This window comes from Agrococcus sp. ProA11, from assembly GCF_039880525.1.
GTDB lineage: Bacteria > Actinomycetota > Actinomycetes > Actinomycetales > Microbacteriaceae > Agrococcus > Agrococcus chionoecetis.
This window is the reverse complement of sequence record NZ_CP156989.1, coordinates 1825333-1850542: the sequence shown is the minus strand read 5'-3', so window position 1 is coordinate 1850542 and position 25210 is coordinate 1825333. Positions and strand designations below refer to the sequence as shown.

18 protein-coding genes are annotated in these 25210 nt (G+C 72.2%); 15 read left to right on the top strand and 3 right to left on the bottom strand.

Features of this window, described 5'->3' with window-relative positions:
- Positions 1-78 precede the first annotated feature (78 nt).
- From ABG090_RS08880 to ABG090_RS08840, 9 genes are all read left to right on the top strand, one after another.
- Entirely contained in the window at positions 79-471 is a 393-nt protein-coding gene (locus tag ABG090_RS08880; RefSeq protein ID WP_347754123.1) for a TfoX/Sxy family protein, read from the top strand.
- A gap of 141 nt (positions 472-612) precedes the next feature.
- Positions 613-1338 (top strand): response regulator transcription factor, encoded by a 726-nt coding sequence (locus ABG090_RS08875; protein ID WP_347754122.1) that lies wholly within the window; start codon positions 613-615, stop codon positions 1336-1338.
- A complete protein-coding gene (locus ABG090_RS08870; RefSeq protein WP_347754121.1) occupies positions 1335-2774 on the top strand; it encodes an ATP-binding protein in 1440 nt (479 codons plus the stop codon). Before ABG090_RS08875 ends, ABG090_RS08870 begins: the two co-directional genes overlap by 4 nt.
- Positions 2775-2921: 147 nt before the next feature.
- On the top strand, positions 2922-3839 hold the full coding sequence (locus ABG090_RS08865) for a phosphodiester glycosidase family protein (RefSeq protein ID WP_347754120.1): 918 nt from the start codon (positions 2922-2924) through the stop codon (positions 3837-3839).
- A 2-nt stretch (positions 3840-3841) separates the two neighbouring features.
- The gene (locus tag ABG090_RS08860) at positions 3842-4942 is read left to right on the top strand and encodes a glycosyltransferase family 2 protein (protein ID WP_347754119.1); all 1101 of its coding nucleotides are present in this window, start codon (positions 3842-3844) and stop codon (positions 4940-4942) included.
- The gene (locus ABG090_RS08855) at positions 4939-5508 is read left to right on the top strand and encodes a DUF4956 domain-containing protein (protein ID WP_347754118.1); all 570 of its coding nucleotides are present in this window, start codon (positions 4939-4941) and stop codon (positions 5506-5508) included. The genes ABG090_RS08860 and ABG090_RS08855 overlap by 4 nt, the downstream gene beginning before the upstream one ends.
- Positions 5505-6278 (top strand): polyphosphate polymerase domain-containing protein, encoded by a 774-nt coding sequence (locus ABG090_RS08850; RefSeq protein ID WP_347754117.1) that lies wholly within the window; start codon positions 5505-5507, stop codon positions 6276-6278. The genes ABG090_RS08855 and ABG090_RS08850 overlap by 4 nt, the downstream gene beginning before the upstream one ends.
- Entirely contained in the window at positions 6275-7987 is a 1713-nt protein-coding gene (locus ABG090_RS08845; protein ID WP_347754116.1) for a carbohydrate-binding domain-containing protein, read from the top strand. The genes ABG090_RS08850 and ABG090_RS08845 overlap by 4 nt, the downstream gene beginning before the upstream one ends.
- 45 nt (positions 7988-8032) lie before the next feature.
- Positions 8033-8986: an aldo/keto reductase gene (locus ABG090_RS08840; protein WP_347754115.1), complete on the top strand. Its 954-nt coding sequence runs from the start codon at positions 8033-8035 to the stop codon at positions 8984-8986.
- Positions 8987-8990: 4 nt separating this feature from the next.
- On the opposite strand, the gene ABG090_RS08835 is transcribed toward ABG090_RS08840, so the two are convergent.
- The 3 genes from ABG090_RS08835 to ABG090_RS08825 are packed head-to-tail and all read right to left on the bottom strand — an operon-like array spanning position 8991 to position 13875.
- Positions 8991-9992, bottom strand: coding sequence for an LCP family protein (locus ABG090_RS08835; RefSeq protein WP_347754114.1), 1002 nt, complete (start codon positions 9990-9992; stop codon positions 8991-8993).
- Between the two features lie 9 nt (positions 9993-10001).
- On the bottom strand, positions 10002-11723 hold the full coding sequence (locus ABG090_RS08830; protein WP_347754113.1) for a gamma-glutamyltransferase: 1722 nt from the start codon (positions 11721-11723) through the stop codon (positions 10002-10004).
- 25 nt (positions 11724-11748) lie between these two features.
- Positions 11749-13875, bottom strand: a complete 2127-nt coding sequence (locus ABG090_RS08825; RefSeq protein WP_347754112.1) for a heavy metal translocating P-type ATPase — start codon at positions 13873-13875, stop codon at positions 11749-11751.
- 135 nt (positions 13876-14010) lie between these two features.
- On the opposite strand from ABG090_RS08825, the gene ABG090_RS08820 reads away from it, so the two are divergent.
- From ABG090_RS08820 to ABG090_RS08795, 6 genes are read left to right on the top strand one after another with little or no spacing between them, the layout of a single operon-like run.
- The gene (locus ABG090_RS08820; protein WP_347754111.1) at positions 14011-15075 is read left to right on the top strand and encodes a hypothetical protein; all 1065 of its coding nucleotides are present in this window, start codon (positions 14011-14013) and stop codon (positions 15073-15075) included.
- Positions 15072-16256, top strand: coding sequence for an FAD/NAD(P)-binding oxidoreductase (locus tag ABG090_RS08815; RefSeq protein ID WP_347754110.1), 1185 nt, complete (start codon positions 15072-15074; stop codon positions 16254-16256). Before ABG090_RS08820 ends, ABG090_RS08815 begins: the two co-directional genes overlap by 4 nt.
- A 59-nt stretch (positions 16257-16315) precedes the next feature.
- Complete coding sequence (locus ABG090_RS08810) at positions 16316-17158, top strand: protein phosphatase 2C domain-containing protein (RefSeq protein WP_347754109.1); 843 nt, start codon at positions 16316-16318, stop codon at positions 17156-17158.
- On the top strand, positions 17158-18519 hold the full coding sequence (locus ABG090_RS08805; RefSeq protein WP_347754108.1) for a serine/threonine-protein kinase: 1362 nt from the start codon (positions 17158-17160) through the stop codon (positions 18517-18519). The genes ABG090_RS08810 and ABG090_RS08805 overlap by 1 nt, the downstream gene beginning before the upstream one ends.
- Positions 18516-24242, top strand: coding sequence for an Ig-like domain-containing protein (locus ABG090_RS08800; RefSeq protein ID WP_347754107.1), 5727 nt, complete (start codon positions 18516-18518; stop codon positions 24240-24242). Before ABG090_RS08805 ends, ABG090_RS08800 begins: the two co-directional genes overlap by 4 nt.
- Positions 24243-24259: 17 nt before the next feature.
- Positions 24260-25210, top strand: coding sequence for a MoxR family ATPase (locus tag ABG090_RS08795; RefSeq protein ID WP_347754106.1), 951 nt, complete (start codon positions 24260-24262; stop codon positions 25208-25210).

The window sequence follows — 25210 nt, the reverse complement described above, 5'->3', positions numbered from 1 at the left end:
CCGAGCTCGAGGTCCGGACTCGACCCGAGCTCGAGATACGGACTCCACCCGAGCTCGCCTGCGTGCCATGCTCGCTGCATGCCGAACCGACCAGAGACGCTCGAGCGCATCCGGGAGGCGTTCGAGCCATTGCCGATCCGGCTGCATCCGTTGTTCGGCCAGCACGCCATCTACTGCGACGACCGCATCTTCGGCTTCATCTGCGACGACACGCTGCTGCTCAAGCTGGTGCCCGAGGCCACCGAGCTCACCGAGCACCTTCCGCGCGGCGAGGCCTACCCGGGCTCGAAGCTCTACGGCATCGTCGACGACGACGCGATCGCAGACATCGACTGGCTGCACGAGGTGGCGCAGACGATCGCCGCGACACAGACGTCGAAGCCGAAGCCGAAGCCGAAGCAGAAGCCGAAGGCGAAGCCAAAGCCGAAGCCGAAGCCGAAGCCGAAGCCTCAGAAGCGCCTCGACGGCTGAACCTCGGGCGACCGGACGCGCCCGCGCTTACCTCCCTCCAAGGAAGCGTGATGGTGGTGCTCGTGATCTCGCGGCACGATGCCGAACGGGATCCGCCTCCGGATTCCTCACCGACGCTTGAGAATCGGGTTGACTATGACCATGACTCCGCCGACGCCGCGCGCGACGCTCCTGCGCCCCGACGGCATGCCCGTGCGCGCTCTGGTCGTCGACGACGAGGCGAACCTCAGCGAGCTGCTGCGCATGGCCCTGGCGAACGAGGGCTGGGAGGCCCGCACGGCCGGCAACGGCCAGGACGCGCTCAACGCGGTGCGCGAGTTCCAGCCCGACATCATCGTGCTGGACATCATGCTGCCGGGGCTCGACGGCATGGAGGTGCTGCGTCGGATCCGCGCGAACGGCAGCACCGTGCCGGTGCTCTTCCTCACTGCCAAGGATGCGGTCGAAGACAGGATCGCCGGCATCGAGGAGGGCGGCGACGACTACCTCACCAAGCCGTTCAACCTCGAGGAGGTCGTCGCACGCCTGCGTCGCATGGCGCGCCGCCACATCGCGATCGCGGATGCAGACCCACGCCTGCGGGTCGGCGATCTGGTGCTCGACGAGGAGACCTACGACGTCGAGCGAGCCGGCACGACGATCAGCCTCACCGCCAAGGAGTTCGAGCTGCTGCGCTTCCTGATGCGCAACCCCCGCCGGGTGCTGAGCAAGGCGCAGATCCTCGACGGCGTGTGGAGCTACGACTTCGGCGGCAAGTCGAGCATCGTCGAGATCTACATCTCCTACCTCCGCAAGAAGATCGACGCGGTCGGTGAGCCGATGATCCACACCGTGCGCGGCGTCGGCTACACGATCAAGCCGGCGTGACGCTTCGTCGAGCCTGGACCCTGCGCCGCACACTCGTGACCGGTGCGGCCATCCTCGTCGCGCTCGCCTTCCTCGTCACCAGCATCACGACCGTGGCGACGCTCCGATCGGCCGTGCTGGAGCGCCTCGACGAGCAGGTGCTGGCCGGGCTCGACTTCGCGGCCGCCCCACGCGAGGAGCCGACCGACGGGCAGGGCGGACCGCCCGGCGGCAGCGAGGGGCCGGCGGCACGCGTCGGCACCCTGCAGGCGGTCTTCGACAGCGCAGGAGCAGTCGAGAGCGCCGCCTACACGGGGGTCGATGGCGAGGAGATCCCGCTCGCCACCTCGCAGATCGAGGCGCTGCGAGCGGCAGAGCTGACCGAGCGCACGCCGGTCACGCTCGATCTCGGCGGCGAGCTCGGCACCTTCCGCGTCGCCGCTGATACGCGCGGTGATCGCACCGTCGTCTCCGGCAGCTCGCTCGACGAGGTGGACGCGACCACCGGGGCGATCTCGGCGATCCTCGCCGGAGTCATGGGCGCCGCGCTGCTGCTGGTGGTGATCGGGCTGTCGGTCGTGGTCGCACGCGCGCTGCGCCCGCTCGACCGCGTGGCGCGCACCGCCCAGCGCGTCTCCGAGCGCCCACTGGACGTCGGCGAGGTCGAGCTGCCCGAGCGCGTGGCCGCTGCCGATACCGACTCGCGCACGGAGGTCGGCCGAGTCGGTCTCGCGCTCAACACCCTGCTCACGCACGTCGAGGCATCCCTCTCGGCTCGGCACCGCAGCGAGGAGCAGCTGCGACGCTTCATCGCGGATGCGAGCCACGAGCTGCGCACGCCGCTCGCCTCGATCCGCGGCTACGCCCAGCTCTCGCAGGGCGAGGGGGCTCCGATGACGCCCACGCAGGCGCGATCCCTCGACCGCATCGGCGCGGAGGCCGTGCGCATGAGCTCGCTCGTCGACGACCTGCTGCTGCTGGCGCGCCTCGACGCCGGCCAGCAGCTGCGGCGCGAACGCGTCGACCTCGCGCTGGTGCTCATCGACGCCGTGAGCGACGCCCATGCCGCCTCGCCCGACCACGAATGGCTGCTGGACGTCGAGGAGGCGGTCGAGATCATCGGCGACGAGGACAGGATCCGCCAGGTGATCGTCAACCTGCTCGGCAACGCGCGCGCCCACACCCCTGCTGGCACTGCCGTGACGGCATCGCTCACGCACGACGCTGCGCACGCCACCATCCGCATCACCGACGACGGACCCGGCATCGACCCCGAGCTGCGTGAGCGCCTGTTCCAGCGCTTCGCGCGCGGGGATCAGGCACGGCAGCGCAGCGAGGGCAGCACGGGGCTCGGCCTCTCCATCTCGCAGGCGATCGTGATCGCGCACGGGGGCACCATCGACATCGAGAGCGAACCGGGTCTCACGCAGGTCAGCGTGCACCTGCCGCTGCGCTGAGCCCAACTCGCCGTTCGCCTCGGCGCCGCCGCGCCATGGCGTGATAGGTGACGCACAGCGAACGCACTGCGCGCTGCTGTGAGCCGCTCATGCTGGACCAAGCATCGCTTCCGACCCGGTTAGGGCGCGGTGCGTATCTCTAGAGGTATGCACTCCGCACCCACCGCAGCCGCCGCCTCCCGCCGCCGCCGCTCGCTGCGCATCCGCGCCGCGATCGCCGCTGGACTGGTCGTCGGCACGGTCGCGACCGGTGGGCTCGCCTGGGCGCTCGACCGCTTCGTGGTCGAGCATGTCGAGCTGGTCGGCGCATCCTCCCTGCAGAGCGACTCGACCGCGACGGGTACGGAGGCGGCGAGCTTCACCGTCGCCACCGAGAGCATCGGCAGCGGGGCGGATGCCGCGGTCGTGACCACCGCGATCGTCGACCCCGACGACATGACGCAGCTGCGCAGCGCCTTCGCCGACGACGCCTACGGCGAGAACATCACCGAGCTGCCGAGCGTCATCGCCGAGCAGGTCGGCGCGAGCCTCGCGATCAACGGCGACTACTACGGCTTCCGCGACACCGGCATCGTCATCCGCAACGGCGTGCTCTACCGCGACGAGGGCGCGCGCGAGGCGCTCGTGCTCTACCGCGACGGGTCGGCTGCCATCGTCGACGAGACGACCACCTCCGGCGAGCAGCTGCTCGACGACGGCGCCTGGCAGACGCTCTCGTTCGGCCCGGCGCTGGTCGAAGACGGCGAGATCGTCGCGGGCATCGACAGCGTCGAGATCGACACCAACTTCGGCAACCACTCGATCCAAGGCGACCAGCCGCGCACCGCGGTGGCGATCCTCGACGACGGCAGCATCGCGTTCGTGGTGGTCGACGGCCGCAGCGACGCCAGCGCCGGCATGACGCTCACGGAGCTCGCCGACACGCTGCAGTCCCTCGGCGCCATCACCGCCTACAACCTCGACGGCGGCGGATCCTCCACCATGGTCGTCGACGGCGAGGTCGTGAACACGCCATCGAACGGCGGCGAGCGCGCCACCAGCGACATCCTCTACGTGGTGGGCTGAGCATGGCCGTCGTCCTGATCTGCGCGCTCGGCCCCGACCAGCGCCTGGTGGCCCTCGTCGAGGCACTCGCGCCCCGCACCGTGGTCGTCGTCGACGACGGCAGTCGGCCGAGTGCCGCCGCCGCCTTCACCGAGGTCGCCCGGCTGGGCGCCACGGTGCTCCACCACCAGCGCAATCTCGGCAAGGGAGCCGCGCTCCGCACGGGCATCGCCCACATCATGGCCGCCCACCCGGGCGAGCATATCGTCACCGCCGACTGCGACGGCCAGCACCGGCCCGACGATGTCGCGGCTGTCGAGATGGCACTCGAGTCGGGTGCGCACAGCGGCGCCATCGTGCTCGGGGAGCGATGCTTCACCGGTGTCGTGCCGGCGCGCAGCCGCATCGGCAATGCCGTCTCGCGCACCCTCTTCGCCCTCGCGTCCGGTGTGCGGGTGGGCGACGCGCAGACTGGACTCCGCGGGCTGCCGGCGGATGCCCTGCACTGGATCGTCGCCGTGCCCGGCGACCGCTTCGAGCACGAGCAGCGCGTGCTGCTCGACGCCGCGCGGCGCCGCGTGCCGCTGCACGGCGTGCCGATCGCAACGGTCTACCTGGATCAGAACGCCTCGTCGCACTTCCGCCCGCTCAGCGATTCCGCGCGGATCGCCGGCCCGCTGCTGGCTCCGATCGCGCGGTTCACCGCGCTCGGCATCTCCTGCTTCCTGCTCGACGCCGTGCTGGTCGTCGTGCTCACCGGCGTCCTCGGCGCTGCCGGGCTCGCCGCCCTGCTCGCGAGGGGCGTCAGCGCGACCGCGCACTTCCTGATCGGCCGTCGCTGGATCTTCCACGCGGAGGGCTCGCTGCGCGAGCAAGCCCGTCGCTACGCGATCCTGGCCGTGGTCGTCGCCGCTGTCGGAGCCCTCGCCCTGCAGATCGCCGTCACGGCAGGCGCCGCCCTGCTGCCGGCAAAGCTCGGCATCGACGCCGCGCTCGCCGCACTCACCTACCTGGCCCAGCGCTTCGGCGTCTTCAGCGTCGCGCCTCGACCGCGCGCCGCCGGTGCGCTGCAGCTGGCCGCTCTCCGTCCGACCGAACCGCAGAACCGCTTGGAGCTCCCGTGAACGACCTCATCATGATCGGCATCGACGCACTCGCCATCGCCGTGATGGCCTACGGCATCTACTTCCGACGCCACCGACGCCGTGACCTGCTGGTCGCCTTCGTCGGGGTCAACATCGGCGTCCTCGCCGTGAGCCTCGTGCTTGCCAGCGTCACGGCATCCATCGGTGTCGGTCTCGGCCTCTTCGGGGTGCTCTCGATCATCCGACTCCGCTCGACCGAGATCTCGCAGCGCGAGGTCGCTTACTACTTCGCCTCGCTCGCGATCGGTCTCGTCACCGGGCTCGGCGGCGACAGCCTTCCCATGGCAGTCGTCCTCGTCGCGCTCGTCGTCGGGGCGATGGCGATCGTGGATCATCCTCGGATGCTCGCCGCCGCTCGGCACCAGCAGGTGCGGCTCGACCGCGCGATCGTCGACGATGCAGAGCTCATCGAGCACCTCGAGCTGCTGCTGGGCGGCCGCGTGCGGCAAGCCACGGTGGTCGAGCTCGACCTCATCAACGACGCCACCCGCGTCGACGTGCGCTGGGATGCCCCGACGGTCGCGCGCAAGCAGGTGACGGCATGATCGCCACGGATCACGCGATCGACCGGCTCGACCCGGTCACGCTCGACGAGCTCACCGTGTCGGCCGCGCTGCTCACCAGGGTCGACCGCAAGTATGCGCTCGATCCGGCGGCCGCCGCACGCATGCTCGAGCAGCTGCCGACGGGCACGCGCGCGCTCGAGATCGACGGCGAGCGCTCGCTCGCCTACGCCTCGACCTACTTCGACTCCGACGACCTGCTCGCCTACCGGCTGGCCGCCCACGGCCGCAGGCGTCGCTTCAAGCTGCGCACGCGCACCTACGTCGACGCGAACCTCGCCTTCCTCGAGCTGAAGACGCGCGGCGGTCGCGGCACGACGGTGAAGGAGCGGATGCCGTACCCGCCGGAGCAGCGCGAGGTGCTCACGGCCGACGCGCGGGAGTACGCCGAGGAGGGACTGGCGGCAGCCGGCATCGACGCGCCACCGCTGGCCCCCGTGCTCGAGACCCGCTATCGACGCTCGACGCTGCTGCTGCCCGATGGCGGCACGCGAGCGACGGTCGACACCGACCTCGCGTGGCAGCTCGGCGACGGCACGACGCTCCGCACCCCCGGCCTCGTGATCGTCGAGACGAAGTCCGCCGGCGGGCCCGGCGCGATCGACCGGTTGCTCTGGCGAGCCGGGCACCGACCCGATCGCATCAGCAAGTTCGCCACCGGCCTCGCCGCGCTGCGGCCAGAGCTGCCCTCGAACCGCTGGCACGGCGTGCTGCGCCGCTGCTTCGCCGACGCCGAGCGGAGCGCCGCATGAACGCCGGCGACCAGACCACCACCAATACCCACATCCAGACCCAGACCCAGACCCAGACCCAGACCCAGGAGAACACCATGGAGACCAACGCCTTCCGACGACCCGCGCGCACGCGCATCCGCCGCCTCGCGCCCGTGATGGCCATCGTTGCCGGGGGAGTGCTGCTCGCCGGCTGCACCGCCGCGGGCACCGGCCTCGTGCAGGCAGCATCCGAGACCGGCTCGAGCGGCGCCACCAGCAGCACCGCATCCGCGGCCGTCAGCACCACGCTCGAGGAGCTCGCGAGCGCCAACCAGGACGGCACGGTCGTCCGGGAGGACGAGTGGTCGATCGACGACGCGATCGACGTGACGCTGAGCGGCAGCGCTGCGACCGCCGACAGCGGCGTCTCGAGCGCCGACGGCGTCGTCACCATCACGGAAGCAGGCGTCTACCGGCTCTCCGGCTCGCTCGACGGCAGGATCGTGGTCGCGGCGGCCGACGACGCGCAGGTCGTGCTCGTGCTCGACGACGCATCCATCACCTCGGGCGACGGGCCCGCGATCGAGGTGCAGACGGCCGACGACGTCGCCGTGCACCTCGCTGACGGCAGTCAGAGCACGATCGTCGACACGAGCGCCTATGGCGACGATGCGGACGCGAACGCCGCGATCTTCTCCGAGCAGGACCTGACGATCTCGGGTGCGGGATCGCTGAGCGTTGCGGCGTCGAACGACGGCATCACGAGCGAGGACGACCTGGCGATCATCGGCGGCACGATCGATGTCGTCGCGGCCGACGAGGCGCTGCGCGGCAAGGACTCCATTCAGGTCGAGGGCGGCACGCTCACGCTCGAAGCCGGCGGCGATGCGCTGCAGAGCGACAACACCGATGAGGCCGATCGCGGTTGGATCCGGGTGGAGGGCGGCACGATCTCGGCCGCGGCCGGTGACGACGGCTTCGACGCCGCCACCGACCTCCTGATCAGCGGCGGCACGATCTCGGTCGACGTCGCAGGCGACGGCCTCCACGGCGATGTCGCGCTCGCCATCGCCGACGGCACGGTCACCGTCGCGGGATCGAACGAGGGCCTCGAGTCGGCGCTCGTGCAGATCGATGGCGGCGTCATCGACGTGACCGCGGTCGACGACGGCATCAACGGCGCCTCGGGCGGCGGGGGACAGCCGGGCGCCGAAGGCGAGATCGACTCGGGCGAGCTCATCGCGATCACGGGCGGCTCCCTGACGCTGCACACCGACAGCGATGGGATCGACTCGAACGGCTCGATCGAGATCTCCGGTGGCGAGATCGTCGTGTGGGGCCCGACCACGGAGCGCGAGGGCGCGCTGGACGCGAACGTCGACATCACCATCTCCGGCGGCACCGTGCTCGCGGTGGGCGCGAGCGGCATGGCGCAGGCCCCGAGCGACACCTCCTCGCAGCCGTGGCTGCAGGGCCTCGCGACCGGCGAGGAGGGCTCGACGATCGAGATCCGCGGCACGGACGGCGAGGTGCTCGCGACCTACGCGGCGGAGAGCGCGTTCTCGAACGTCGTCTTCTCGAGCGCCGAGCTCTCCGGCGACAGCGCGACCGTGATGGTCGACGGGGTCGAGACCGAGGTCGAGCTCGGTGTCGCGGTCGGCGCCAGCATGGGCGGACCCGGCGGGGCAGCGGACGGCGGCATGGGCGGTCCCGGCGGCGCAGGCGGCATGCCGCCGGCACGACCCTAGCGTCGGCTGAGAGGCCTCGATGCACGCCGGATCTAGGGTGGAGCCATGACGCGCACACTCGGATCCAGCCGCATCGAGGTCTCTCCCATCGGCCTCGGATGCAACAACTTCGGCCGAAGGGGCACGCGGACCGAGGACCAGTCGGGCACCGACGCGGTCATCCACGCGGCCATCGATCACGGCATCACGCTGTTCGACACCGCAGACATCTACGGCAACCCGGCGACGACCTCGGAGGCGCTCATGGGCGTCACCCTCGCGAAGGCCGGCAGCGCTGCCCGCGACAAGCTGGTGATCGCGACCAAGTGGGGACACCAGCAGTTCGCGATCGAGGGCACCGAGGAGTGGGGCGCGAAGGGCGCCCGAGGCTACATCCGCAACGCCGTCGAAGCATCGCTGCGCCGCCTCCAGACCGATCGCATCGACCTCTACCAGATGCACACGCCTGACCCCGAGACGCCGATCGAGGAGACCGTTCGCGCCCTCGATGAGCTCGTCGACGAGGGCAAGATCCTCGCCTACGGCCACTCCAACTTCACGCCCGAGCAGATCGCCGCGGCAGCGGCGGTCGAGACGCCCAACGGCTTCGTCTCGGCTCAGGACGAGTACTCGCTCGTCGCCCGCGACGTCGAGCGCGAGGTGCTCCCGGCGGTGCTCGAGACCGGCATCGGCTTCCTGCCCTACTTCCCGCTCGCCAACGGCCTGCTCTCGGGCAAGTACTCCGGCGGCACGGGCCCGGCCGACGGGCGCCTGACGGCGCTCAAGCCGCAGCTGCTCGAGGGCGTGGACTGGGCGCGCATCGACCGCTACGAGCGGATCGCTCGCGATGCCGGCCGCTCGATGCTCGAGACCACATTCCAGTGGCTGCTCGCGCAGCCCGCCGTCACGAGCGTCATCGCCGGAGCCACGAGCCCCGAGCAGATCGCGCAAAACGCGGCCGCCGGCAACGGCTCGCTCGATGACGCGACCGTGGAAGAGATCAGCGAGCTCTTCTCCTAGGCGCTCAGTAGCCGGTGCCGTACCGGTCGACGTAGGGCTGGATGTCGCCCTGCCGCAGGGCGTCGCCGAGCGCAGCGGTCTGGGACTGATCGACGGTGTTGACCGATTGTCCGCCGATCGTGCCGAAGCCGGTGATCGGCGCCATCAGGCTGACGACGTCGTCGCGCTCGAGAGTGCTGCTCAGGTCGCTGAGCGCGAGCATGTCGTCGATCGACAGGCCGCCGGTGATCTTGAGGCGGGCGGCGAAGTGGCCGAAGACGGTCATGAGCTCCGCGGGATCCGCGGTCGCGATCTCGTCGATGCGCTCGAGCATCCCGATCACGGCGGATCGCTGCCGCTCGGTGCGGTCGAGGTCGCCCTGCGGCAACCCCTTGCGCTGCCGCACGTAGATGAGGCCGTCGGTGCCCGCGAGGTGCACGGGGTCCGCCGTGAAGTCGACCACCCGGCCGGTGCTGTTGACCGTCACCCGCGTGGGGTGCTGGTTCTCGGCGTCGAAGCCGTCGAGCGCGCGCGTGAGGGCGATGAACCCCTCGAAGTCCGACTGCACCACGTAGTCGATGTCGAGCCCGCCGAACATGGCCGAGACCGTCTCCACCATCACCGACGTGCCACCGCGGGCGAACGCGGAGTTGATCTTGCCGGAGCCGAGGCCGCCGGCGAGCGGCACCCAGGAATCGCGCGTGATCGACACGAGCGAGAGCGACTCGCGGTCTGCAGAGATCTGGGCGAGCATGATCGCGTCGGCCTGGCCGGTCATGCTGCCCGGGGTGCGGGAGTCGGTGCCCAGCAGCAGTGCGGTGACGGCGCCCTCTGGCAGCGGGTCGGCGGGCGCTGCCGACGTCGGAGAGGGAGTCGGCGTCGGAGTCGGCGTCGGCGTGGGGGCGACCGCGCTCGGTGTGGTCGACGACGTCGGCTGCGGCTGGCGATCCGGACCGCAGCCCGTGAGGGCGAGGGCGGCGACGAGGGTCAGGGATGCCCATCGTGCCGTGCGCGCGTGCCGGGTCATCGATCGCATCTAGCGCACGACCGCGTAGCCCTGCTCGCCCCGCGGATTGGCCGCCGCCCGGATCGTGCCGTCGGCGTCGAAGGAGGCGAACGACAGGCGACCGAGCGACCAGGGCCCGGCATCGGTCACGTCATGCCCGCGACGGCGCAGCTCGGCGATCGTCGCGTCGCCGAGCCGCGACTCGACGTGCAGGCCGCCCGGCTCCCACACCCGCGGCTCGAACGACGAGACGAGATGCGTGATGTGCCAGGCGGGCGCGTCGATCGCCGCCTGCGGGGTGAGGCCGAGCACGCGCATCCCCAGCAGCATCGAGAGCTGCCACTGATCCTGCTGGTCGCCGCCGGGAGTGCCGAGCGCCGCGACCGCGCCGTCATCGTCGACGAGCATCGTCGGCGACAGCGTGGTGCGCGGGCGGATGCCGGGAGCCAGGCTCGTGGGCAGACCCGGTTCCAGCCACAGCATCTGCGCCCGCGTGCCCAGGCAGAAGCCGAGCTCGGCGATCGCGGGGCTCGACTGCAGCCATCCGCCCGACGGCGTCGCCGAGATGACCATGCCGTCGCGATCCACGACGTCGATGTGGCATGTGTCGCCGCGCGTCGGCTCGCCCGCGCCGTCGGGTGTCTCCGCCTCATCCGCGGTCTGCACCCGCGGCATCCGCGGCTCGCCGCGCAGCGCGCCGGGCCGCAGCTCGAGCGACGCCTCCGCGCCGATGAGCGCTCGCCGCTCGGCGAGGTAGTCGGGCGCGAGCAGCCGCGACAGGTCAGCACCGTCGCCGAACCACGCGTCGCGATCGGCGAACGCGAGCTTCGCCGCCTCGGTCGCGAGGTGCACGAGGTCGGCATCGAACGCATCCGCCGTCTCGGGCAGCAGCGGCTCGAGCATGCCGAGCTGTGCGAGGAGCGCCGGGCCCTGTGACCACGCACCCACCTTGTGCACGGTCGTGCCGCGCCAGGGCAGCGCGAGCGTGTCCTCCCAGGTCGGACGCCAGGTGGCGAGGTCGTCGCCGGTCAGCAGTCCCGCGTGCGCGTCGCCGGAGGAGTCCATGGTGGCGGCGCGGCTGTGGCGGTCGATCGCCTCGGCGACGAAGCCCTCGCTCCAGGCGGCGATCGCCGCATCGCACGCGGCCTCGCGGTCCTTGCCGCGACCGGCGTCGGCCAGCCGGCGGTAGGTCTCGGCGAGCGCGGGGTTGCGGATCATCGCCCAGTCGGCAGGCGCGGGGTCTGCCCAAAGCTGTGCGGAAGCCGGCCAGTGCTCGCGGAAGTAGTCGGCGCGGCCCGCGATCGTGCGTGCGACGCGCGGCAGCACCCGATGGCCGCGGTCGGCGAGCTCGATGGCGAACGACAGCACGTCGGCCGGAGCCCAGGTGCCGTGCTCACGCAGCAGCGTGAGCCACGCGGGCACCGCACCCGGCACGACGGCGGAGAGGAGACCGGTGCCGGGGATGTGCTCGACGGCCTCGGCGCGCATCCGCTCGATCGTCGCGGCCGCCGGGGTCACGCCCTGGCCGCACAGCACCCGCGGCTCGGCCCCGGGGACGCGCACGATGAGCGGCAGGTCGCCGCCGGGGCCGTTGAGGTGCGGCTCGACCACGTGCAGCACGAAGCCCGCCGCAGCCGCCGCGTCGGCGGCGTTGCCGCCGCGCTCCAGCACCGCCATGCCGCTCGACGACGCGAGCCAGTGGGTGGAGGCGACGGCGCCGAAGGAACCGGTGAGCTCTGGGCGAGTGCGCATCACCCCACGCTAGCGACCTGGACTGCTAGCGATCTGCGAGCACCGACGCTGCCGAGCGCGCGGGATCGAGGTCGAGGCGACGCAGCAGCTGCGCGTTGAGCGCCACCACCACGGTCGACGCCGACATGAGCAGCGCGCCCACCGACATCGGCAGCACGAACCCGATCGGCGCCAGGATGCCGGCGGCGAGGGGCACGGAGATCAGGTTGTAGCCGGCGGCCCACCAGAGGTTCTGCACCATCTTCTTGGCGCTGGCCCGCGACAGCTGCACGACCGACAGCACGCTGCGCGGGTCGGAGCTTGCGAGGATCACGTCGGCCGACGCGATCGCGACATCCGTGCCCGCGCCGATGGCGAGGCCCACGTCGGCGCGAGCGAGTGCCGGCGCATCGTTCACGCCGTCTCCCACGAACGCCACCGTGCGGCCGGCCTCCTGCAGCTGCGCGACCTCGCGCTCCTTGTGCTCCGGTCGCACGCCGGCCGAGACGCGATCGATCCCGAGCTCCTTGGCGACCGACTGCGCCACCGCCTCGGCATCGCCGGTGATCATGCCGACCTCGATGCCCAGCGCGTGGAGCGCATCGACCGCCTGTCGCGACTCCGCTCGGATCTCGTCGGCCAGGCGCAGCGCCCCCGCGACCTCGCCGTCGACGACGACGTGCAGGATGATCGCGCCCTCCGCCCTCCATGCCTCGACCTCCGGCAGCTCGCTCGCGCGCTCCTCGTCGAGCATGTGGGGGCCGCCGACGCGCACGCGGTGGCCATCGACCGTGGCGGTGACGCCGACGGCGGGGGAGGAGGTGAAGTCGTCGGCATCGGCCACCGGCAGCTGCGCCTGCTCTGCCGCGCGCGTGATCGCCCTGGCCAGCGGGTGCTCGCTCGGCGACTCGGCGGCTGCGGCGAGCCGGAGGAGGCGGTCGGAGTCGCCGTCGACGGCGATCAGCTCGATCACCGCGGGCTCTCCTGCCGTCAGCGTGCCGGTCTTGTCGAACAGCACGATCTCCACCTGCCGCATGGTCTCGAGCGCGAGCCGGTCGGCGACGAGGACACCCCCGCGGGCGGCGCGCTCGGTCGCGATCGACACGACGAGTGGGATGGCGAGACCGAGGGCGTGGGGGCAGGCGATCACGAGCACGGTGACGGCTCGCACGACGGCGGCGTCGGGCATGCCGACCACCGTCCAGACGATCGCCGTGATGATGCCGGCGCCCAGCGCGAACCAGAAGAGCCAGCCCGCGGCGCGGTCCGCGAGCCGCTGCGCGCGGGAGCTGGAGGCCTGCGCGTCGGCGACGAGCTTGCGGATGCCCGCGAGCGCGGTGTCGTCGCCGACCGCGTCGACGCGCACGCGCACGCCGGAGTCGGTCGCGACGGTGCCCGCCACGACCCGATCGCCGACGCCGCGCGCGCTGGGCCGCGACTCGCCGGTGATCATCGACTCGTCGAAGCTCGCCGAGCCGTCCACGATCACCCCGTCCGCTGGCACTCGCGCGCCGGGGCGCACGATGACCACGTCGTCCAGGCGCAGATCATCGGGCGAGACCCGCTCGATGCCGCCATCGACGACGCGCTCGGCCTCATCGGGCAGCAGCGCGGCCAGCGAGTCGAGCGCGGAGGAGGTCTGGGCGAGCGAGCGCATCTCGATCCAGTGACCGAAGAGCATGATCGTGACGAGCAGTGCCAGCTCCCACCAGAACTCGAGCTCGTGGTCGGCGAAGCCGAGCGACGAGGCCCAGGACGCGACGAACGCGACCGTGATCGCGAGCCCGATGAGGAGCATCATCCCGGGCTTCCGGGCCCTGAGCTCGTCGACGGCACCGGTCAGGAAGGGCCGCCCGCCGACGACGTAGATGACGGTGCCGAGCACGGGCGAGATCCACGGCAGCCACGACCAATCGGGCAGGCTGTAGCCGACGATCGAGGCGAACATGCCGCTGAGCAGCACGGTCGGCACCGTGAGCGCCAGCATCCACCAGAACAGGCGCCGGAAGATGGCGACGTGGTCGCTGTGGTCGCCGTGTCCGCTGTGGTCGGTGTGATTGCTGTGATCGCCGTGATCGCCGTGATCGCCGTGATCGCCGTGGTCGGTGTGCGCGTCGCTGTCGCCGCGCCCGTGGTCGGCGTGCCGGAACGCGGATCGGTTGGTGTCGCTCATGGCGCGACCATATACCCCCAGGGGGTATGCCGCAAGCGATCATCGCGGGCAGCGTGGGGCGCCACAGCAGGGACTCTCCACAGGCGTCGCGCGGAGCGCAGCGAACCACGCCCGAGGTGGCGCATCCTGCCGCCCATGGAGACCGTTCGCCTTCGCACACCACAGTCCCTGCTGCGCCTGCTGCCGCGCCTCGTCGGGCAGGATGCGGCGCCCTCGCTCGCCGCACTGCCGTTCACGGCGGGCCGATCGGGCATGCCGATGCTGCTCGATCTTCCTGGCCGCCGTGATGTCGCCGTGACCGCGAACACCATCCGCGCAGCGATGCAGGGCGGCGACGCGGTGGTGCTCATCGCATGCCTCGATGCGCCGCTCGGCCCCGGCCCGCTGCCGCTGCGCATCGAGCTGCGCCGGGTGTCCGAGCGATTGGCACGCTGGGGCATCGCGACGCTCGAGCTGCTCGCGCTCGCCCCCGATGCCTGGGGCGACTACGCGCATCCCGACGGGGCTCGGGGGCCGCTGGCCGAGCTCGACCTGCTCGAGGACCCGCTGCCGACGGTGCCGGTGCCCGCGCCGATCCCCGGCGTGCCCGGCGACGAGTGCAGCGCTGCCACCTCGGCGGTCGCCGAGTGGCTGCAGCAGCTCGGGCCCGCCGATCTGGAGGCCGCGCACGCCGATCCGATCCCGCTGCTCGAGCGCGCCGTCGCGCTCTCGACGAGCCTCGACGGGGCGTCGGAGGCACTCGACCGGGAGGTCGCCAGGACGGTGGCGCTCGCGAGCATGCTCGTCGGCAGCCCCGCGATGCGAGACCTCGCCATCGAGCTCGCGATCGATGGCGAGGCGGCCGCGACGGCGACGCTGGCCGCGATCGAGCGGGGGTCGCCGCTCGCCGTCGAAGCCGCCGCGAATCGCTTCATGGGCACCGGACCCGCACCCGACCCGGCGATCCTGCACGATCGCCTGCGCCGCTGGGCGGCCATCGCCGCGGCGGTGCCGCTGGAGGCGCGCGCCCCGCTGCTCGTGATCGTGGGGTTCCTGCAGTTCTTCGTCGGCAGGAGCCGCACGGCCGGCCGCTGCGCCGAGCTGGCGATGGCGATCGACGCGACGCTCACGATGGCGCCGCTGCTGCGCGACCTCATCGACGCACGAGGCGCGCCGGACTGGGTGCTCACACAGCGCCGCGGGGGTAGCGTCGCGACATGACGAGCGAACACGTGCACGATGTCCTGGTGGTCGGCGGCGGCAACGGGGGGCTGTCGGCAGCGGCGCACCTGCTGCGCAGGGGAAGCGAGGACGTCGGCCTGATCGAGCCGGCCGAGCGGCACGTCTACAAGCCGCTGCAGCACTACGTCGGCACCGGCCTCGCCGACTTCGATGCGCTGTCGAGGCCGCAGGCCTCGCTGATCCCGGACGGGGTGGTGTGGCATCGCACCGCGGCGGTGTCGGTCGATCCGGTGCGTCGCGTCGTGCGCTGCGCCGATGGCAGCGAGGTGCGCGGGCGAGACATCCTGCTCGCGCCTGGCGCGCGCATCGACTGGGATCGACTGCCGGGCGCGGCCGAGGCCCTCGCCGCGGGCACGGCCATCACGACCTTCGTCGAGGACGGACTCGCGGACGCCCACGCGAAGATCGAGGCCATGACGAGCGGTCGCGCCGTGTTCCACGTGCATGAGCAGCCGGCGTCGGGGCAGGAGACCGCGTTCAAGCCGCTCTTCATCGCGTGCGACATGTGGCAGGCCGGGGGGGTGCTCGACCGCATCCACGTCGTGCTGGTCCATGAGGGCGCGCGGCTGCATGCCGTCGAGCCGATCGAGCGGGAGATCCGCCGGCACCTCGATGCCTACGGCGTCGACGTGCGCCTCGACACGCGCATCGAGCGCATCGATGGCGGTGCGGTCGCGCTCGCTGGGCCGGACGGCACCACCGTCGAGCATGCCGACTTCGTCGCGCTGCACCCGCCGTACGCCGCCCCGCAGCTGATCGCCGACTCCGGACTCGACGGCGAGCGCACCGGGGGCTTCATCGCGATCGATCCCGAGACGCTCCGCCACAGGGAGCACCCGCGCATCTGGGCCGTCGGCGACGGCGCCGACCTCGGATCCGGCCGCACGGGGGGAGCCCTGCGCGAGCAGGTGAAGATCGCCGTCGAGAACATCCGCCGCGCTCGCGGAGGACTGCCGCTGCAGCGCTACGACGGGTACACCGTCGCACCCATCGCGACCTCCAGGCGCAGCCTGTCGTTCGGCGAGTACGACCGGGCACTGCGCGTGCGGCACAGCCTGCCGGTGCCCGATCAGATCAGGTCGACGCCGCTGTGGCACGTGCTCGACCGCTACGCGCTGCCGCGTGCGTACTGGCATCGCATCCTGCAGGGGAAGCTCTAGCGCGAGCCCTGCCGCGCGCGATGCGCGGCGGACGCGCACGGCATGGGAGACTGGAAGACGTGACCCATATCGGAGCGGCGACCGGCGAGTACGCCACACAGGGGCCTGAAGGCACTCGGTTCGCCGTGCGCTGGGCAGGCATGACCGACACAGGCTTCCGCCGTCAGCACAACGAGGACTCCCTCGTGACGCAGCCGCCGATCTTCGCGGTCGCCGACGGCATGGGCGGGCACTCGCACGGCGACCTCGCGAGCCGGTCGGTCGCGGAGCACCTCGGCGAGCTGCAGGGCATGGACGCGGTCGAGCCGATCGACGTCGTCGACGCGCTCCGCCAGGCGACCGACGAGATCGAGAAGCTGGGCGACGGCGAGGGCGCGGCGGGCACGACCGTCACCGGCTGCGCGTTCGCGCTGCACGACGGCGCACCGCACTTCGCGGTGTTCAACGTCGGCGACTCGCGCACGTACGCGATGCTCGGCGAGCGTCTGACGCGCATCACGATCGACCACTCGGTGGTGCAGGAGCTGATCGACGCCGGTCTGCTCACCGAGGAGGAGGCGGAGACGCACCCGGAGGCGAACGTGGTCACGCGCGGCGTCGGCGCCGGCATCGATCCGGTGCCCGACTACTTCCTGCTGCCGATCATGCCGCAGCTGCGCCTGCTCGTGTGCTCCGACGGCCTCACCAAGGAGGTGCGCGACGTCGACATCGAGCGGCTGCTGTGGGAGCACGAGAACCCGGCAGACGCCGCGAGCGCGCTCGTCGCCGCTGCGCTCGACAACGGGGGTCGCGACAACGTGACCGTCATCGTCGTCGACGTCACGAAGGCTCCCACGGTCGACGACGTCGACCGCACGGTGCCGCGCACGACGCTGCGCGACGAGGAGACCAGGCGGTCCTGATGGCCAGGCGGCTCCCCTCCGCGCCGCCGGTGCTGCCCGGCTTCTCGCATCTCCACGTGCTCGGCACGGGCGGGTACGCCGATGTCTTCCTGTACGAGCAGGCGCTGCCACGGCGGCCCGTCGCCGTGAAGGTGCTGCTCGCCGAGCTCGTCGATGAGGAGGTGCGCAGCGCGTTCCGCTCGGAGGTCAACCTCATGGGCCGCCTCTCCTCGCACCCGGGCATCCTGACGGTCTACAGCGCTTCCGTCGCGAGCGACGGCCGCCCCTACCTGGTGATGGAGCTTGCGAGCCCCGATCTCGGCGAACGGTTCCGCACCGAGCCGCTCGCGCCCGAGGCGGCGCTGCGCATCGCCATCCGCATCGGCGCCGCCATCGAGACCGCCCACCGCGCCGGCGTGCTGCACCGCGACATCAAGCCCGCGAACATCCTGACCACCTCGTTCGGGCATCCGGTGCTGAGCGACTTCGGCATCGCGGGCCTCCAGCACGACGCCTCCGAAGCCGCGGGGGTCTCGGTGCCGTGGGCTGCGCCGGAGGTGCTGCGCGGCGAGACCGGCGGCACGGTCGCCACCGAGGTGTGGTCGCTGGCGGCGACCCTCTTCTCGCTCATCGCCGGCCGCAGCCCCGCCGAGCAGCCGGGGAGGACGAACAGCCACGACGCGCTCAGCGCTCGGATCATCGCCCACGACCTGCTGCCCTCGCGCAGCATCCCGCAGCCGCTGCGGGCGGTGCTCGACAAGGCGCTTTCCGCGAAGCCGGGCGACCGCTACGAGTCGGTGCAGGCGATGCTGGTGGCCCTGCAGGCCGCGCAGCGCGAGCTCGGGTTCGCCGAGACGCCGATCGAGGTCGAGATCGATGCGTGGGCCGCGGCCCCCGCGCCGGAGCCGACGCCGAAGACCGATCCGGATGCGCTCCGGCTGCGGCAGCGCCGCTCGCGGCGGTCCCCGGGCATCACCGGCAGCCGCGTGGACATCTCGCAGTCGACCGGCCGTCGGCAGCCGCAGAAGCCGAAGCGCATCGCGGTGGGCGTGGGCGTCGGCGTCGCGAGCGTCGTCGTGCTCGGCATCGTCGCGGTGGCGGCGATGGCGCTCTCGAGCGTCTCCCAGCAGATCCCGGTCGTCACCGAGATCGCGGCGGTGCCCGAGTCGGGCAGGGTCGTCTTCACCTGGACGGATCCAGGGCTCATCGACACCGACACCTATCACGTTCGCGTGCCCTCCACCGGGGATGCGCTCATCCAGGGCGGGCGCGACTTCACGCTCACGGGTGCCCCGGATGAACGGCTCTGCATCACGGTCGCGGTGAACCGCGACGGCTCCACGGGGGAGCCCACCGAGGCCTGCGCGGAGCCGCTGCCGTGAAGCGCGGCACCGCGGGCGCTGCGCTCGGCACGCTGCTCGTCGCCGGCGTCGTCGCCGGGGCTGTGCTCTCCCCGGGCTACGCGGCGGTCGAACCAGCGATCGACGGCTCGAGCATCTGGGTCGCGAACGACGAGCAGGGCGTGATCGGGCTGGCGAACACCGCCAACGCCACGATCGAGCGGGTCGTGCGCGTCGGTGTGGCCGACGAGGCGATCACCGCGGCCGACGGCACCGTCATCGTCGACCGTGACGCCTCCACCGTCCGGGTGGTGCGTGAGGGGGCGACGCAGGCGGGGCCAGCGGTGCCCATCGCAGCGGGCGCCGTCGTGGGCGTCCGCGACGACCGCGTCGTCGTCACATCGCCCACGACGGGCGATGTCTGGCGCTCGACGACCGGTGCCCTCGCCGAGGGTGCACCGCTCGGCGATCCCGTGGTCGCGCTCGGGCGCGGCGGTGTCGCGGTGCTCGCCGAGCAGGATCTGCTCGCCGCCTCGCCCGGGCTGGGCCGCGTGCTGCGCGTCGACCGGGCGGGAGAGATCATCGCGAGCGATCGCGCGCCGGTGTCTCCTGCGGCACCGTCCCTCCAGCTCACCGCGCTCGGCGACGACTGGGTGCTCTACGACGCGGGATCCGGGGTGCTCTCGACCAGCACCTGGCAGACCACGCTCGGCGCCACCGGCGTCCGCCTGCAGGCGCCGGGGGAGGCCTCCTCCTCGCTGGTCTACGGCACCGACGACTCGCTCGTGCGGCAGCAGCTCGGCATCGCCGGATCGTCGGTGCTCGCCTCGGGAGCGCGCGGCGCCGCGGCGAGTCCCGTCGTGAGCAACGGCTGCACCTTCGCGATCTGGCATGACGGCACCGCCTGGCGATCCTGCGAGGGGGAGGAGCCGGTCGTGCTCTCGCTGGACGGCGTGGCAGCGGATGCCGACCTGCGGATCCGACAGCGCGGCAGCGCGACCGCCGCCGTCGACCCCGGCTCCGGCGACAGCTGGGCGCTCGATCGCAACGGCGAGCGCATCACCGGCTGGCAGCTGAGCGACGAGCAGCCGGCACCGGAGACGCCTGCGGCGGGGGAGACGATCGAGGAGACGGTCGCTGCCGAGCCGCAGCCGCCGGTCGCGGTCGACGACGAGCTCGGCGCCCGCCCCGGCGCCGCGACGGTGCTCCCGGTGCTGCTGAACGACTCCGACGCGAACGGCGATCCGATCGTGATCACCGAGGCTTCCGTCGACCGCCAGGACGCCTCCGTGAGCCTGACGCCGGACGGCCGTGGCATCCGCCTCGCGGCCCCGGCGGAGGGGGACGCGGTCGTCAGGTACGAGATATCGGATGGCACCGACTCGGCCGCCGCGACCGCGACCGTGACGGTTCGAGCCGGGAACGATGCCCCCGAGCTCGTGCGTCCGCAGCAGGCCACGCTCGAGGCCGGCGGCGAGATCGTGCTCGACGCCCTCGACGGCTGGGTCGATCCCGACGGCGACCCGCTCGCGGTCGTCGCGGCAGAGGCAGAGGCGCCCGACCGGGTCACGGTGCGGCCAGACGGACGGCTGGAGTTCCGGGACGGCCGCATCGGGGCGCAGCGCGAGGTACTCGTGACCGTCACCGACGGCACCACCGAGACGACCGCGCCGATCCAGCTCACGGTGCACGCGGGCGCGGTGCCCATCAGCGCCCAGCCGGTGACCGCCACCACGCGCGCCGGGCAGGAGCTCGTGCTCGAGCCGCTGCTGTCGGCCCGCGGCGGCACGGGGGAGCTCAGCCTCCACAACGTCGTCGCGAACGATCTGCCGGTCGAGCCCAACTTCTCGGACGGCACGATCCGCGTGACCCCGTCCGAGCCGGGGCTGCTGCGCTTCGCCTACGTGGTCACCGATGGTGCGACGACGATGCAGGGCCGCGTCGTCGTGCGCGTGCTCGAGGGCGCCGACGCATCCTCGGCCCCCGTGACCCTTCCCGTCCGCGCAGCCATCCCCGCGATCAGCGCGATCGAGCTCGCTGTCGAGGACCTCGCCTACGACCCCGCCGGCGGCGTCATCGCGCTTACAGGGGCGAGCGACACCGCACCCGGGGTGCGGGCCGAGGTGATCGACGGCGAACGGCTGCGGCTGGCCCTCACCGACGACCTCGAGGCCGCGACCGCGATCGAGTACACCGTGACCAATGGCATCGCGACCTCCACGGGCGTGCTGCTGGCGTCGCAGGCGGGCGTCGCGGCCGTGCAGCCGCCCATCGCTCGCGACGACGTCGTCTCCGTGCGCCCCGGCGGTCTGGTCGAGATCCCGGTGCTCGCCAACGATGAGCAGCCCGACGGCCTGCCGATCGAGCTCGACCCGAAGCTGGTGACCGCACCAGAAGCCGGTCTCCTGTTCGCCGACGGCGACCGGATGCGGTACATCGCAGACAGCGAACCGGGCACGTTCACGGCTGCCTACGCCGTGATCGGACCGGACGGCCAGACCGCGAGCGCGGAGGTGACGCTGCGCGTGGTCGCCGCGACACAGACCACGAACGCCGCCCCCATCGCGCCGACCGTGGACGCACGCGTGATCGCCGGCGCGAGCGTCGACCTCGCGCTCCCGCTCTCGCACGCGGATCCGAACGGTGACCCCGTGCAGCTGCTCGGACCGTCGACCGCCCCGGCGCTCGGGTTCGTCACGCAGCCCGGCCGCTCCACGCTCCGCTATCAGGCGGGCGAGTACTCGCCGGGCACCGACGAGTTCCGCTACCGCATCGTGGACGACCTCGGCGCGGTCGCCGAGGGCACGGTGCGCGTCGCCGTCGTGCCGTCCGGTCCCGCCCTGCCGCCCGTGCTGGTCGCCGACGAGGCGCAGATGCGGCCCGACTCGACCCTCGTCGTGCCGGTGCTCGACAACGACCGCGACCCCGCGGGGCTGCCGCTCGAGATCGTCTCGCTCGAGGTCGTCACGCCCGGAGCCGCGGCCGAGCAGCGCGAGGACGCGGTGATGGTGACCGCGAGCGCCGACCCCGACGACATCGGCGTCCTCGTCACCGTGGCGAATGCCGCAGGCTCCACCTCCACCAGCTGGCTGCGGATCGACGTCGATCCCGCGGCGCCGCCCCCGGCGCCCGACGTCGACGACGTGCAGGTGGCCATCGAGTCGATCGCCCAGGCCGACAGCGTCGTGATCGATCCGCTCGCGCATGCGTCCGTGCGCGATGGGCGCAGCGACGTGCTGCAGGCGACGCTGCCGCTGCCGAGCCCCGGCGTGGAGCTGCGCGACGACGGGGCGCTGGAGATCGAGGTCGGCGACCGCACGCGCTTCGTGCCCTACGCGATCGCGAGGACCGACGATCCCGCCGCCGCGGCGATGGCCGTCATCGCCGTGCCTGGCCGACTCGATGCGCTGCCGCAGCTGCGCCCCGGCGTCGCCCCGCTGACGGTGCAGGCGGGCCAGACGCTGGAGATCGCGATCGATGACGTGGTCGCGACCGTGGACGGCGACGGCGCGCTGATCACCGACGCCAGCACCGTGGATGCAGCGCCCTCCGACGGCAGCAACCCGGTCATCGACGCCCGCACGCTCCGCTACGTGCCGCCAGCGGGCTACTACGGTCCCGCGAGCATCGCCTTCGAGGTCACGGACGGTGATTCGCCCACCGATCCGGACGGGCGCGTCGGCGCCATCGTGCTGCCGATCGAGGTGGTCGCGGGCGACGACGTGCCGCTGAGCGTGCTCGGCTCGTTCGTGCAGCTCGAGCCCGGCAACTCGCGCGACATCGATCTCGGCCGCATCACGAGGGCATCCGTCGAGACACGGCTGGCGGATGCGGTCTGGTCGATCGAGGGGGCGGTGCCGGCCGGGTTCCGCGCCTCGATCCAGGGATCGACGCTCACGGTCGAGGCGCTCGCCGACACGCCGCCCGGCACGGCGGAGCAGCTGCAGGTCGGAGTGAGCGACGCGGCCGGCGCCGGCGTGCCGGGGCCGATCAGGCTCGCGGTCATCACGACCACCAAGCCGAAGGTCGCGCCCGGCGCAGACACGGTCACCGTGCAGCGCGGCCAGAGCGCGACCGTCGATCCGCTCGTCAACGACGAGGCGTCGAACCCCTTCCCGTCGTCGCCGCTGCGCATCGCCGCGATCAGCGAGGACGGCGCTGCGGCACGCGGAGTGAGCGCGACCCTCAACGGCGACCGCGTCACGGTCTCCGTCTCGGACGGAGCGGTGATCGGCACCACGATCGTGCGCGTGCTGGTGCTCGACGTGACCGGTGACCCGCGGCGCGGCGTCTGGAGCCCGATCACGGTCACCGTGCAGGATGTCCCGGATGCGCCAGAGCCGCCGGTGCAGGCCTTCGACGAGCACATCGACGGCGTGGTAACGATGACGATCGAGCCTCCGGCGGCGAACGGCAGCCCGATCACTGGCTATCGCATCGTGGGCAACGGACTCAGCTATGACTGCGGCGCCGAGCCCCGATGCCGCATCGAGGGGCTGCCGGCGGGCGTCGAGCTCAGGCTGAGCGCCGTCGCTGTCAACGCGCTCGGCGAGAGCCAGCGCTCCGCGCCCTCCGATCCGGTGCACGCCGACCGACGGCCCGAGCTCGTCAGAGGCGTGACGGCGACACCGTCCGTCGCCCCGGGCTCGGTACGCATCGCCTGGCAGGGTGTGCAGCAGCCGCAGGGCGGCACGCCGATCGAGGGCTACCTCGTGCGCGTGACCGGCAACGGCGCCGATCGCATCATCCGCACCGGGGCGAGTGAGCGATCGACGGTGGTCAGCGACCTCAGCCCCGGCCTCGCCTACAGCGTCGCGGTGGCGGCCGTCAACGCTGCCGGTGTGCCCGACGAGGGCTGGCGGTGGCCCACCGCTCCGGTGCCGTTCACGGCCGTGGGCGAGCCTGCCACCACGACGGTGCTGATCACCGGCCGCACGGCGAGCACGGTGACCGCGACCTGGTCGCGGGTGGACGCGGGCGGCGCATCCAGCGTCGGCTACACCATGCGGATCGTGCCGGTCGATGATCTCGGATCGCTCACGTGCAGCAGTGCGGGCGGCGGCGCGCCCGCCGGCGGCGTGGGGCTGAGCGGCTCGCGGGCCGTGAGCGAGGGCTCTCGCGTGGTGGTCGCCGTCATCGCCGACAACGGCTGGCACTGCTCCGTCTCCACCTCCGATCCGGTCTTCGGCAAGCCCGCGCCGGTCGCCCCGTCGGCCGTCACGGTCGCCGCGGGAGCAGGCCAGGTGCGCGACGACGCCCTCGACCTGCGGCTCACGGCCGTGCCGACACTGCCGCAGGGCCAGTGGTTCGAGGCGCGCATCCGTCAGTCCCCGCAGGCCACGGAGCCGGTCTGGGCGCGCGTCAGCCAGGGGTCGTGGCTCACACCCACGACCACGTCGTTCGCCTACGGACGCATGGCGGCGGTCGACTTGCGGGTCTGCGCACCATCGGGCGCGGGCGACGGCTCGATCTGCTCCGACTCGACGACGGTCGGCAGCGAGATGCCGTTGAATCTGGAGGCCACCGTCGACGAGTGCGTGCCGCTCGTGCCGCTGCGCGCCACGGCGCCCGGCAACGCCGACCCGCAGATCCAAGCATCGGTCGTCGCCTCGTACCGGGTCAACGGCGAGTGGACGCCCGAGCAACCGGCATCCGAGCCCGTTCCGGCGGGGGCGACACAGGTGGAAGCCTGGGGGGTCGTAACCTATCTGGAGTCCGGGCCCCACCGAGACCTCGCGCCGACCGTCGCGGGCTGCGGGCTGTGAGCAGGGAGGAGCCCGTCGTGAACGTCGATGTCGCGAGCGTCCAAGAGCTGGCGGAGCTGATCGTCGAGCGGGTCGAGCGCGTGCTCGTCGGCAAGCCGCTCGCGGTGCAGCTCTCGCTGACAGCCATGCTCAGCCACGGCCACCTGCTGATCGAGGACAACCCGGGCACCGGCAAGACCTCGCTCGCCCGCGCGCTTGCGGCCACGATCGACGGCACCGCCAGCCGCATCCAGTTCACCCCCGACCTGCTGCCGGGCGACATTACGGGCGTGAGCGTCTGGAGCCAGGGGCGCAGCGAGTTCGAGTACCGACCGGGCCCCGTCTTCGCCAACATCGTGCTCGCGGACGAGATCAACCGCGCCAGCCCGAAGACGCAGTCCGCGCTGCTCGAGGTCATGCAGGAGGGGCACGTCACCGTCGACGGCATCACGCATGCCGTGCCGCAGCCGTTCATGGTGATCGCCACCCAGAACCCGATCGAGCATGCCGGCACCTACCAGCTGCCCGAGGCGCAGCTCGATCGCTTCGCGCTCAAGGCGTCCATCGGCTATCCCGACCACGCCTCGACCCTGCGCATCCTGACGGACTCGGGCGACGAGGTGCGACCGGAGGACATCGCTCCGGTGACGGATTCCCGGGCCATCCAGGCGATGGCCGCGACGATCCGCAAGGTGCACGTCGAGGCGTCGATCGTCGACTACGTCGCACGCTTGGTCGAGGCGACGCGCGAGGCCGACGAGGTGCGCCTGGGCGTCTCGGTGCGCGGTGCGCTCGCGCTCGTCCGCACCGCTCGCGCGTGGGCGGCCATCCACGGCCGCGACTACGTCACACCCGACGATGTCAAGGCGCTCACCGTGCCCGCGCTCGCGCATCGCCTGGTGCTGCAGCCTGAGGCGGAGTTCGACGACGTGCGCCCCGAGAGCATCGTGCAGCAGCTCATGCTGACCGTGGCGCCGCCCAGGCGCTGA